Raw genomic sequence first — 12,909 nt, 5'->3', positions numbered from 1 at the left:
TATCATACAGGAGGCGGCGTAAACATACAAGACTTGAGAAAGACTGTCGTCTTTAACGAATAGACACGTCTTCGCCGGCCAGGATTTTCTTCATTGTCCGGGCCGGGCACATTTTGCCGCACATCGTGCAGGTTCCTTCACATTCGGGCGTGCTCGATTCATAATATGCCCGCGCCTTTACGGGATCGATGGCCAGGGATATCATCGTTTCAAAATCCACTTCCACGCGTGCCTTGCTCATGGCGTCATCCCAATCCTGGGCACCGGGAATTCCTTTGGCCAAATCTGCCGCATGTGCCGCAATACGGGCCGCTACAATGCCTTCCTTCACATCATTTACATCGGGCAGGCGCAAGTGTTCCGCCGGCGTGACGTAACAAAGGAAATCGGCACCGCACGAACCGGCGACAGCTCCGCCGATAGCGCTTGTAATATGATCGTAGCCGGGCGCAATATCCGTCACGAGCGGCCCGAGTACATAAAAAGGCGCGTCGTAACAAAGCCTTTTTTCCAGCTTCATATTGGCTGCAATTTCCGTGAGTACCATGTGGCCCGGCCCTTCTATCATGACTTGTACGTTCCGTTCCCAGGCGCGCTTTGTAAGCTCGCCGAGCGTAATGAGTTCTTCTATCTGGGCGGCGTCCGTCGCGTCGTGCGTGCACCCGGGGCGGCACGCGTCGCCGAGACTGAGCGTCACGTCATGGGCCTCGCAAATATCGAGGAGCCTGTCGTAATACTCATAAAAGGGATTTTCCCGATTATTCATCTCCATCCACGCAAACAACAAAGAACCGCCGCGAGACACGATGTTCGTCAAACGCGGATTGGCCTTAATGCGTTCCGCCGTTTTACGGTTCATACCGCAATGAATGGTCATAAAATCAACACCGTCCGCCGCATGCTGTTCGACAACTGCAAAAAACTCGTCTGTGGAAATATCTTTCAGATCCTTTTCTACCATACCCACGGCATCATACATGGGAACCGTACCAATCATGGCTGTCGACATGGCGACGAGGCGCTGCCGGAACTCGCGTGTCTTGCCGAAATTGCTGAGATCCATAATGGATTCGGCCTTCATGGAAATGGCGTTTTGTACCTTTTGCAGCTCTTCCTCGTAATCGGAACAGTCCTTGGAAATACCGAGATTTACGTTGACCTTCGTGCGGCATTTCGCCCCGACCGCCTCGGGTGATAAAGCCGTATGTGCCTTGTTGGCCGGAATAATCACCTTCCCTGTTGCCATAAGTTCCATGAGTTCCGATAGGGGCAACCGCTCTTTCGCCGCGACTACCTCCATTTCCTTCGTTACAATCCCTTTACGGGCTGCATCCATTTGTGTCGTATACATCATCACAACCTCCTTATTTGTACAAAAAAGCGGCTCACCTCTATAGGTAAGCCGTTTTCTCATACAAAACAAGGTCAAGCTTCCCTACGGTAGGATTATCTACATCAGGTGAAAGGGTCAAAGTATCTTTTCTCAGCCGAATAAACGGCTCCCCTAGCTTCTCTGTATTCTATTTGTTCCAGTATACCAGATAATGCGCCTATATTCCAATATTTCTACTTATTCCCTTCAAGCCATGACACCGCCGCCTGCGCATATACGGCGGCACCGCCGGTCAGCACATCCTCATCGGATGTAAAGTGATTGCTGTGATTGGAGTAGACTGTCCCCTTTTCTTCGTTATACGTGCCTATGAAGAAATAACAGCCGCACTTTTCCTGTTCGTAATAGGCAAAATCTTCACTGCCCATATTTTTTTCGCATCCAAAAAACGCCTCTTCGCCGAGCACCTCTTTAACGGCCTTTTCCACGCATTCCGTGCAGGCAGCATCATTTATCGTCGGCGGCACGAGCTGCTCATAGGTCAACGAGGCCGTTGCACCGTACGCTTCGGCCGTGTGCTGCGCAATCCGTTCCATCGATGCTTTTATCTTGCGGCTCAACTCGTTGTTAAAATGGCGTACGGTTCCTTCAATAACAGCTTCGCCGCCGACAATATTCCACCGATCGCCGGCCTTTATGACACCGACCGTGAAAACAACCGAATCAAAGGGACTCATCTGTCTTGACATAACGGCCTGCAGATTCATGACCGTCGCCGCCGCAATATATACGGCATCTATGCCGAGCTGCGGCTGTGAGCCGTGCGACTGTTTTCCCGAAATACGGATAACGAATTTTTCCGTCGCCGCCATGGTCTCACCCGTACGCGTTCCTACCTTGCCGGCAGGCAAGGTGCCCCAAATGTGTGCGCCGAAGATGGCGCCGCACTTGGAGAACCAGTCGCCGAACTCCATCATATACGGCGCTCCCGTACCGATTTCTTCGGCCGGCTGGAAAACGAGATACACAGTACCGCAAATCTCTTCCTGAACGGACCGAAGGAGCTTTGCCGCGCCTAAAAGCATGGCAATGTGATTGTCATGGCCGCAGGCGTGCATGACGCCTGCGTTTTTCGACGTAAACGGCAGGCCCGTGTCTTCCGTAACGGGCAGAGCGTCAATGTCGGCGCGCAGGGCTACGGCCTTACCGGGGTTGCCGCCCTTAATAACACCTACGAGACCGGTCCGATTCTTTTCGTTGATTTCATACGGAATACCCAGTTCTTCAAGCTTTGCCGCAATGCGTTTCGTCGTTTCCCGTTCTTCCATGCTGAGCTCGGGATATTGGTGAAACTCGCGGCGTATGTCGATGACATATGACGTAATTTCATGCATTTTCTCTTTGAAATTCATTTACTGTCCCCCTATCTAGGCCTGTTTATCCTTACGGAACGAGGAGCGGAATAAAGAGGGACGCAATGATGACGGATGTAATCGTAACGGTTACGAAACCGCCGATGATCATTTGCGGCAGCATTTCATCCATGAGAAACTGCTTTTCTTCTCTCGTCTTCGCCAAGGCCGAGGCGCATTCATCCGTAAGCACATAATTCGGCGGGAAGCCGTACAAAGCTGTCAGGCTTGCTGCAATACCGATGTACGGGCTGATTTTCAGTACCTTCGACGCCAGGTACGACAAAATGATCATGCCGGCGACACCGACGACGATAATCAGAACCATAGGACCGAGGATTTCCGCCAATAAAGCCGGTGTTGCACCGCTCAGACCGTTAAAGATGAAGATCATGACGACGAACATGATGAAGTTAAAGCAGCCGTTCTGAACGAGAATATTCTTGCGCAGGAAGCCGAGCTCCGTCGCGATAATACCGAAAATAAGGCCCAAGACGGCAGCATTAATCGCATAGGGACCCAAGAAAGTCTTCGTCCAGTTGCTGACGACGATACAAAGTGTCGCAATAAGGCAAATCGTCGCAAGCGAATAGGTAACGGAATAGTATTTGTCCGGCACGGACGGAAAGAATTTCTTCTTGGGAGTTTCCTCTTCAGCGACGAGATTCCCGTTTTCTTCATCGATCTTTCCCTCTGTACCCGGATCCGTAACGGCGCCGCTTCTGTATGCGCCAAGGAGCCTGTTGCCTTCTTTTTTTAGCATAATGGCGGTTAAGGGATAGCCGGCAAAGCCCTGGCAAACATACATGCAAATAGCCAATACGGCAACTTTTTCCAAGCCTGCGGCTTGCGCTGCCGCCTGCATCATGGTCGCCGCGACGATACCTCCTGTCAAAGGCGGTAAGCCCGCAATGATATAGTTGAAATCGATGACGTTGACAAACCCCAGTGCCAAGCAAAGGGCGATCATGCCGGCAAGGCCTGCCAGGCAGATGAGAATAATGCGCCACTGTTTACCCAGTTCTTTCAAACTGATGGCCGTACCCATGTGAACGATGATGACCATGATGGCAACAATACCGCCTAAAGGAGCACCCAAGCCGCCGATTTTGACGATGTCCTTCGGCAGAACCGTCCAGTAGCCGACGAGAAACAAAACAGCAATGACGAAAACCGACGGGATCCATGCTTTCGTATAGGTTCCGACGAACTCGCCGATTGCGTAAAGCACACATAAAATAAAGAGCGCAAATACAGGTGTTGCAGTTAAAAATGCTTGAAATCCTTCCATATACTTCTCTCCCTCTATATAGTTTTGTTATAAAAAAGACAGCCTCCGACACGCGTGGAGACTGCCCTCATAACCGTTCTCACTCCTTGTACATCAAATACTCCTGGCGCTTTATAATTTTGCCGCCCGAAACGTAGAGGCGCGGCACGCGCCGGTTGATATTACAAGTGAGTTCGTGGACGATCGTTTGCAGCTTGTCCGTCAGCTCCGTAACGGGAATGGACGCATCACCCTGTTCGCCGAAGAGAACAACTTCATCGCCGACCTTGACGTCCGGTATATGTGTCACGTCAACCATGCACTGATCCATACAGATATTGCCGATCTGCCGTGCCCGTTTGCCGTGAATCAGAACATCCGTCTTTTGTGACAGGCCGCGGGCATACCCGTCGGCATAGCCGATAGGCAATGTTGCGACTTTCACCGGCCCGTCCGCCTTAAAATGACGGCCGTAGCCGACGGCATCTCCCTTGCCTATAGTTTTTACATGAGTAATGCAACAGTGAAGACTCATGACCGGTTTAATTTTGTTCGAGTCGACAAGGACTTCTGAAGAGGCATCATATCCGTACTGAATGATACCCGGTCTGATCATATCCAAATGGAAATCAGGCAGTTCCAACGTGCCCGCACTGTTGCAGCAATGGCATACGTTGAAGGTCACGCCTGCGGCCGCCAATTTTTCGATAAAATCGGAAAAGCGGCCGTATTGTTCATGCGCCCAGGTTTTATCTTTTATATCGGCTTCACTGAAATGAGTAAATATACCTTCCATGACGACGTTCGGCAATTCGGATATACGCTTCACATCCGCAACCGCATCGGGGCACGGCACATAACCTATACGGCACATGCCCGTATCTACGGCAATGTGAAGTCTTACTTTCCTTCCCAGTGTGACGGCCATATCGGAAAAAGCTTTGCTGTCGGCATAAGTAAAGACGGCGGCATCAATATCGTTTTCAATGAGTTCTTTCGCCCGTTCTCCTGCCGTGTGGCCTAAGATGAGAATGGGAGCATCAATCTTCGCCTGCCGCAGTTCAACACCTTCGTCGAGGCTCGATACGGCCAAGCGGTTCGCACCGTTCGCAAGAAACGTCTTGGCCAGCATGACGGCGCCGTGGCCGTAAGCATCCGCCTTGACGACGGCCGTGATGAGGCGGTTCGAGCCGGTAATACGGCGAATTTCCCGCATATTGCCTGCCGCCCTGTCCAAGTCAATTTCCGCCCAGACAGGTCTCTTCGTATAATTTTCCGTACATTCTTCAATCGTAGGCCGAGTCATTTACAGCACCCTCCTTTTTGCATTGATACCTTATAATTCACAATAGGGAATAAATTACTTTCTTTTACATTAAATTATAAGTTATATTTAAAAAGCTGTAAATTATATTAATTGCACGGAATAAAAAGAAAGCATGTATTTAAATCATATCAAGTCTTTTTCTTCTATAATATTATCGGTATTGCCCTTGCGGCGGTGTAATAAGAGAATAAGACCGCTGAAGATGAGGAGTTCCGCCAAAACAACATCCAAGATACGGATATAACCGATCATACCCGCCAGGGTGCCCAAGAAAACGATGCCTAGGGACGTTCCCAGGTCCATCATATTGTAAAAGGTCGCGCTTGCGCTGTTGCGCCGTTCCGGTGTGACGGAACTGAAGAGAGCCGCCATGAGAGACGGCATAAGCAGGCCCGCACCGAAGCCGTAAAAGACGGAGGCAAAAAGAAGCATGGCGAGGGAGTGCGACAAAAGGACAATAAAGATGGAGAGAGCCATCAAAGCGGCCCCCGGCAGGATGACGAAGAAGGCACCGTGCCTGTCGTAAATACGGCCGCCGAAGAGGCGGGACAAGAAGGTAAATACGGTTCCGACGACAAAGAAGAGACCGCTTCCTTCAATGCCCAATTCCAGTGCCGTCATGGGTAAATAAGCATTCACGCTGCCGAAGCCGAAACCGAAGAGGGCCGAAAACAAAGCGTTCCACGCCGTTCCCCTGACGATCAGCCGCTCCCGCAGGGATATATGCTCCGTCCGTTTCGGTACGGGCGGTGCCGTCTTATGACGCAGACAAATCCAAAAGAGGAAAAGAGATGATGCTATGGCTACGGCGGATATGCCGAAAAGAGCACCCGCACCGAGCGATGTCAGGACGGCGACGCCGACGGCCGGCGAAGCGCCCATGGAAATGGTGTTGCCCAGACCGAAGTAGCCCAGCCCTTCGCCTCTGTGCGCAGGCGGTATAATATCAACAGCCAGGGCGGCGGCAAAAGTCGTGCCCAGACCGAAGCCGAAGCCGTGAACGATACGCGCCGTGAGGAGTGTAGAAAAACCGGTGAATTCCATATAAGATACCGTCGCTGCCAGAGACAGGCCGAGACCTGCAAAAAAGCAGCGTTTCCTGCCCCACTTTTGCACCAAATTTTCTGTAAATAGACGCACAAAAATGGCGGATATGGCAAAGATGCCCGTAATAATTCCGATTTCACCGCCCGTCGCACCTAAGGATGCGGCATACATGGCCATTGTAGGCACGAGGGCATGAAAATTGGCAAAAAGCAGGCCGTTGGCAACGGTCATTAAAATAAAGCTTCGCGTCCAAAGAGATGTTCCGTCGGACACGTATCTCACCTCCTTATTGATATATCTGCGGTCTATCAATCAGCCTTGCATTTACTTGCAAGTATTTCCAATTCTTTTTCCATTCTCTTTACAATATGCCGCCACGAATGACTGTCGACGGCAGCGCAGACGGGCGCATCCATTGCTTCGCCGGCGGCCCAACGCTCGAATTGGCGTAAGAGTGCTTCTTTCAGGCGTTCAATATAGGCGGGAATATCTTCGGCAACGGGCTTGTCCACTTCGTAAAGGCGCGGCAGTTTGACGTATTCAATAAAGCCCGATTTATTGACAACCGGTCCCAAGAGCTCCATGAGACCGATGATTTCCGTCGTAATCACCGGCAATCCGCAAGCCATGGCCTCAACGGCCGTTAAGGCGATGCCTTCGTAATACGACGGGAGAGTATAAAAATCGGCTTGCCGCAAAATGGCCGCCAATTCGTGCTGCTGTACGGCCGGGATGAACGTTACTTCCGGACAGTTTCCTGAAAGCGCCTTCAATTCGGCAATCTGTCCGTCCGTCCCGTTGCCGATATATAAAAGCTTGGTCGGTGCCGTGCCGTGACGGTGGGAAAACTCGTTCTGTGCCCGGGCGAAAGCCTGAATAAATTCAAAAATGCCCTTGGAACGGGAAATCTTTCCTGCATATACGACAAGAGGCGTCAAATTACGGTGCCGCGTTTTCTTTTCCTGTCCTACCGCTTCCCTGTAAAAAATGGTATCTTTAAAACCGCCGCCCATAACCGTAATACGTTCCGTCGGCAATTCAAAAATTTGCGACATCAATTTTTTGTCATTTTCACCGAGAGCCCAATAGGCATCAAGGCTGCGGACGCTTGTCAAATATTCCTTAAAGCGCGGATGCTTTTTTACCTGCCGCAAGTCCGTGCCGTGACTGATCCCGACAACCGGGGTGTCCGGGAAGACTTCGCGCACGACACCGGTCATAAGAAAGATATGGTGCGTAACGACGACATCCGGTTTAAAGGCGCGGCTCGCCTCTTCCAGGCGACTGCGAAAAACGGATATATATTGCCCGATCTGTTTTTTTGTCATTTCACTGTACACTGTCGACGGATAGGGCATTTCATCACTCATGCCGGCAATGGGAAAAGGTAATGTTTCCGTATTAAACCGAACGGGAAAAGAAGCGACACAGGAAAGCTCAACACTAAAAGGTTCCTGAACACCGTAGAGGGCCGCATTTTCATGTCCCCGTTCGGCAAGGTGATTAATAACCGTATCATAATATATGCCGCTGCCCGTTTTCATAGGGAGCTGAGCAAGACAATGAAGGATCTTCATAATCGCACCTCACGAGAAAATAATACAGCTATTATAGCATAAGTGAAGCCGTTTTTGATAAATCCGTCAAAAATAATGATGGCATATGCTTTCTTGCGGCCATGGTAAAAACCTTATATAATAAAATTTGCATATTGTAAAATCGATTGAACGAGGTGCTCTATGTCCTTAATAGACGAAGTAAATAAACGAAGAACCTTTGCCATCATTTCCCATCCCGACGCCGGCAAGACGACGCTGACGGAAAAACTTCTTCTCTACGGTGGCGCCATTCATCTGGCAGGCTCGGTAAAGGCCCGCAAAACGGCGAAACATGCCGTATCGGACTGGATGGAAATTGAAAAACAGCGCGGTATTTCCGTAACGAGTTCGGTACTGCAATTCGACTACGAAGGGCATCATATCAATATCCTCGATACACCCGGCCACCAGGATTTCAGCGAAGATACATATCGCACCTTAATGGCCGCCGACAGTGCGGTCATGCTCATCGACGTCGCTAAAGGCGTGGAAGAACAGACGAAAAAGCTCTTTCGCGTTTGCCGGGAACGGCAAATCCCCATCTTTACGTTTGTCAATAAAATCGACCGTTTCGGCCGCAATCCCTTCGATCTGATGGATGAAATCGAAAATATTCTCGGCATCCGTGCCTATCCCATGAACTGGCCCCTCGGCATTAACGGCAATTATGAGGGTATTTACGATCGAACGACCTCTTCTATTGAACTTTTCGCTAAGGATATGAATCACGGCCAGCAAAAGTTGGCCTCCGCCAAGGGCTCTGCCGACGATCCGGCTTTTAAAGCCCTGCTCTCCGACGACGTCCACCGGTCCCTTGTCGACGATATTGAACTCCTCGATGCGGCAGGTGATGAATTCGATTTGAAAAAAGTAAAAAACGGTACGCTTACACCTATGTTCTTCGGCTCGGCCATGACCAACTTCGGTGTCAAACTGTTCTTGGAAAAGTTCCTTGAGCTCGCACCGAAACCGCAGCCCCGAAAAACGAAGGAAGGCAGCGTAGAGCCGACGTCGGAGCAGTTCACGTCGTTCATCTTTAAAATTCAGGCCAATATGAACCCGCAGCACCACGACCGCATTGTCTTTATGCGCATCTGTTCGGGCAAGTTTGAAAAAGGCATGACCGTCACGCACCGCCAGTCGGGCAAGCCCGTTCGCCTTATGCAGCCGCAGCAGTTCCTGGCGACGGAGCGCACCATGATTGATGAAGCATGGCCGGGTGATATTATCGGCGTCTTCGACAGTTCGTCCCTCGGCGTAGGCGACACACTCTATGACGGCAAACGGCAAGTAACCTTTGCCGACTTTCCCACCTTTCCGGCGGAACTTTTCGCCCGTATCAGGGCAAAAGATTCACTCAAGCGGAAACAGTTCCTCAAAGGCATGACTCAGCTTGCCCAGGAAGGGGCCGTTCAGATATACGAAAATCCGGGCTCCATGGAAAGCTACATCGTCGGCGCCGTCGGTCAATTGCAGTTTGAAGTTCTCGAATACAGACTGCTCCACGAATACGGCGTGACGTTGGAAATGAATCGTCTCCCCTATTCGGTGGCGCGCTGGATATATTCGGAAACAAAAGACTATAAGGAGCTGAAAAATATTGACAGCGCCATGGTAGTAAAAGATCATAAGCAGCGCACGGTTTTGCTCATTACGAACGAATGGCAGGCCAACTGGATTGTCGAACGCAATCCGGATTTTATCTTCTGTCAGCGGCCCGATGAATTGCCTCTGGAAGACAATTAATGCGGATATTACGAAAAAGAGGAGCCCCCGAAGCTCCTCTTTTAATTTATTGGCGCCGAACAGGCATGACTAAACCCCCAGTTTACTGGGGGAGCAAAAAATACTTATAGAAAAAGAAGGAACCTCCTGTGTTAGAATGATGATGGTCTGGCAACCACATCACATAACGGATAGGAGGTTCACTGTCAATGAATGACGTACAAAGCTTATCACACAGTAAATGGAGATGCAAATACCATATCGTATTTGCGCCCAAATATAGAAGACAAGCTATATATGGGACCATAAAGGTGGATATAGGAAAAATATTGCGGGAGTTGTGCACCCGGAAGCACGTAGAAATACTGGAAGCAGAATGTTGTCCGGATCATATCCACATGCTGGTGACAATACCACCACATCTAAGTGTATTCGGTTTCATGGGATATCTAAAAAGTAAGAGCAGTTTAATGATATTTGATAAACATGCAAACTTAAAATATAAGTATGGCAATAGACATTTTTGGTGTCGGGGTTACTATGTGGACACGGTAGGAAAATACGAAGGTGCGATAAAAACCTATATCCGACAACAACTGCAGGAAGATATAGCACAGGACACGTTGGATTTCAAAGAGTATGTAGACCCGTTTACGGGTAAGAAGAGTACATAAGTAGGCAAAGAAAGAGCCCCCGAGTAGGGGGCTGCCAGTAACAGTGATGTGATTGCCGGATTTTATTCAGTGCACCATTTGGTGCTACCACAAGAGATAGACCCTTATAGGGTCAGAGCAAACCACCAGTTCTACTGGTGGTTATGATTTTTTTTACGAATTTTGTCGTGCTTCATCTTTGTCAAATACATGGAACCGCCAATAATCAACAGACCTCCCGTGACGGTCATTGCCGACATGACCTCACCGAAAAAGAGGTAGCCCCAAAGAGAGTTGAAGAAGACCGCAATATAGGCGACAAAACTGACGACGACCGGATTGCCGTACATATAGGACCGGGTCATCCACACCTGGGCAATAACGGAATTTACGCCGAGGGCAATGCACCAAAGCCATTCCGTCCTGTCGGGCATACGAAAATCGGTGCCCATGAGAATAGCGCCGGCTATGGCCGCGCAAACGAGAAAATAGAGAACGATTTCGTACTGGTGATGTTTCCCCGAGGCGGTCAGCTTACTGACCGTCGTGTATGCAGCCGCTGCGAGGATTGCCTGGGCCAGGACGAAGAGCGAATAAACATTGAACGATTCGAAATGCCAGGGCCTGACGACAAAGCACGCGCCGAGTATGATGACGACAAGGGGAACAAAAGCGTTCTTCGGAATAACTTCCCGCAAAAATACGGCCGCAAAAAGCATAACGAAAAAAGCTGAAAGCTGTGACAAAATAGCCGTGTCCGCCAAGGGAACATAGCGCAGGCCGTAAAACATGCAGACCATGCCGATACCGCCCAGAATACCGCGCAATGCCAGTGTCGGCCGCTCTTCGTGAGACAGGTGCACATGCTGAATTTTAATGAGCGCCAAAATGATGATCGCGCTCAAAGTACCGCGGAAAAATGCGATTTCTCCCGTCCCCATGGTGACGGATAAATCTTTTACGATAACATTTTGAAAGCTGAAGGCCAAGGCTGCCAAAATCGAATATATTACGCCTTTATTCAAGACCGCGCCTTCTTTCCGTATGAGCACCTATGCGGTCAATAGTTTCCATGACCGCCGTTTTCATCGCGTCTTTATTTATGGTTTCCGTAAAGCGAAGGGGCAGCTTTTGGAGGCGCTTGAGCGGTTTCGGAATATTCATGGCGGATACGGCATATAACCGTTCGAGTGCGTCGAAGGGATCTTCATCTGCAGGCAGGCCCAAGGCTTCACAAATGACGGACGGGAATTTATAAGGATGGGCCGTAGCCATAATGACCGTATGCCGTCCCGACATCAGCCCTGCGCGCTTACGCTTTAAATAAACACCGTACGCTACGGCACTGTGCGGATCGAAAAGATACATGTTGTCATTAAATGTATGGTTGATGACGAATTTTGTTTCTTCATCGTCTATCCAGTCTCCCGCAAAGTGCTCGGTCAAGGCGGCCCGTTCGGCTTCTCCCGCCGTAAGGCGGCCCGTCTCGGCAAGTTCTTTTTCCCATGCGGCTACCTTGTCTGTATCGCCGCCCGTGAGGTAGTATAAAAATCGTTCAAAATTACTGGACAGAAGAATATCCATAGACGGGCTGTTCGTCGTATAAAAAGGCCGGTTCATATCGTACGTGCCGCTTGCAAAAAAATCCGCAAGGACTTTATTCTTATTGGACGCGCAAATAAGCTGTCCTAAAGGAATACCCATTTTTCCGGCCAAATAAGCGGCCAGTATATTGCCGAAATTGCCTGTCGGCACGACGATATCGAACGGTTCCCCCACGCCGATACTGCCGTTTTCCACGAGCGCCGCATAGGTCGACACGTAATACACGATTTGCGGCAGTAAGCGGCCTATGTTGATGGAATTGGCACTTGAGAACATAACCCCCTTTTTTTGCGCATAGGCATTGACCTCTTTGTCCGTAAAAACGCGTTTTAAAAAGGACTGGGCATCATCGAAGTTGCCGTAAATGGCCTTTACATCCACATTACCGCCTTCCTGTTTTTGCATCTGCATCTTCTGCATACTGCTTACGCCGTCGGACGGGTAAAAGACCGTAATATGTGTGCCCGCTACGTCTTTAAAGCCTTCCATGGCGGCCTTGCCCGTATCACCGCTCGTCGCTGTGAGGATGAGGATTTCACCGCACTCGGTCTCTTCTTTTTTAGCTGCCGTCAGGAGATGCGGAAATATGGAGAGCGCCAAATCTTTAAAGGCCGACGTGCGGCCGTGAAAGAGTTCCGCAATGCTTACGTCCGTATCAAGGGAGCGCAAGGGCACAACGGTCTCAGCACGAAAAGTCTCCCTATTATAGGCTCGATCCGCCATGGCCTCCAAATCTGCAGCTGAAAAATTCGTAAAAAAGTAAGACAATACAAGGCAGGCAATTTGCTTATAGGTTTTCTCCTTAATATCGTCATAAGTCAGCACATTTTCGGGAAAACGAACGGGCACGTATAAGCCGCCGTCTCCTGCCAAACCGTGCAGAAGTGCGTATGACGGTGAAACGGTTTCATCGGATCGCGTGCTTTTGTATTTCATAAA

The 12,909-nt window shown here is 49.9% G+C and carries 10 protein-coding genes and 1 riboswitch; of the genes, 2 read left to right on the top strand and 8 right to left on the bottom strand.

Annotated elements, in window-relative coordinates:
• Nucleotides 1-52: 52 nt before the first annotated feature.
• The 6 genes from thiC to BQ2674_RS03020 form a co-directional block, all read right to left on the bottom strand.
• On the bottom strand, nucleotides 53-1,354 hold the full coding sequence (gene thiC, locus BQ2674_RS03045; RefSeq protein WP_075572388.1) for a phosphomethylpyrimidine synthase ThiC: 1,302 nt from the start codon (nucleotides 1,352-1,354) through the stop codon (nucleotides 53-55).
• A 61-nt stretch (nucleotides 1,355-1,415) separates the two neighbouring features.
• Nucleotides 1,416-1,516: riboswitch (TPP riboswitch) on the bottom strand.
• 50 nt (nucleotides 1,517-1,566) lie between these two features.
• On the bottom strand, nucleotides 1,567-2,745 hold the full coding sequence (locus BQ2674_RS03040; RefSeq protein ID WP_075572387.1) for a M20 metallopeptidase family protein: 1,179 nt from the start codon (nucleotides 2,743-2,745) through the stop codon (nucleotides 1,567-1,569).
• A 31-nt stretch (nucleotides 2,746-2,776) separates the two neighbouring features.
• Nucleotides 2,777-4,036 (bottom strand): hypothetical protein, encoded by a 1,260-nt coding sequence (locus tag BQ2674_RS03035; RefSeq protein ID WP_075572386.1) that lies wholly within the window; start codon nucleotides 4,034-4,036, stop codon nucleotides 2,777-2,779.
• A gap of 79 nt (nucleotides 4,037-4,115) precedes the next feature.
• Complete coding sequence (alr, locus tag BQ2674_RS03030) at nucleotides 4,116-5,321, bottom strand: alanine racemase (RefSeq protein ID WP_075572385.1); 1,206 nt, start codon at nucleotides 5,319-5,321, stop codon at nucleotides 4,116-4,118.
• Nucleotides 5,322-5,465: 144 nt separating this feature from the next.
• Nucleotides 5,466-6,662: an MFS transporter gene (locus BQ2674_RS03025; RefSeq protein WP_235828797.1), complete on the bottom strand. Its 1,197-nt coding sequence runs from the start codon at nucleotides 6,660-6,662 to the stop codon at nucleotides 5,466-5,468.
• Between the two features lie 35 nt (nucleotides 6,663-6,697).
• A complete protein-coding gene (locus BQ2674_RS03020; protein WP_075572384.1) occupies nucleotides 6,698-7,966 on the bottom strand; it encodes a glycosyltransferase family 4 protein in 1,269 nt (422 codons plus the stop codon).
• A 162-nt stretch (nucleotides 7,967-8,128) separates the two neighbouring features.
• Between BQ2674_RS03020 and BQ2674_RS03015 the strand changes: the two genes are divergently transcribed.
• Both BQ2674_RS03015 and tnpA read left to right on the top strand, forming a co-directional pair.
• Complete coding sequence (locus tag BQ2674_RS03015; protein WP_075572383.1) at nucleotides 8,129-9,733, top strand: peptide chain release factor 3; 1,605 nt, start codon at nucleotides 8,129-8,131, stop codon at nucleotides 9,731-9,733.
• Between the two features lie 188 nt (nucleotides 9,734-9,921).
• Complete coding sequence (gene tnpA / locus BQ2674_RS03010) at nucleotides 9,922-10,386, top strand: IS200/IS605 family transposase (RefSeq protein WP_075572382.1); 465 nt, start codon at nucleotides 9,922-9,924, stop codon at nucleotides 10,384-10,386.
• Between the two features lie 131 nt (nucleotides 10,387-10,517).
• On the opposite strand, the gene BQ2674_RS03005 is transcribed toward tnpA, so the two are convergent.
• Nucleotides 10,518-11,390 carry a DMT family transporter gene (locus BQ2674_RS03005; protein ID WP_075572381.1) on the bottom strand — a complete coding sequence of 291 codons (873 nt, stop codon included), beginning with the start codon at nucleotides 11,388-11,390 and terminating at the stop codon, nucleotides 10,518-10,520.
• Entirely contained in the window at nucleotides 11,383-12,906 is a 1,524-nt protein-coding gene (thrC, locus tag BQ2674_RS03000; RefSeq protein ID WP_075572380.1) for a threonine synthase, read from the bottom strand. Before thrC ends, BQ2674_RS03005 begins: the two co-directional genes overlap by 8 nt.
• Nucleotides 12,907-12,909 lie beyond the last annotated feature (3 nt).

This window comes from Megasphaera coli, from assembly GCF_900095855.1.
GTDB classification, from domain to species: Bacteria; Bacillota; Negativicutes; order Veillonellales; family Megasphaeraceae; genus Megasphaera; species Megasphaera massiliensis_A.
The sequence above is the reverse complement of the archived record's forward strand: the minus strand, read 5'-3'. Positions and strand labels throughout refer to the sequence as shown.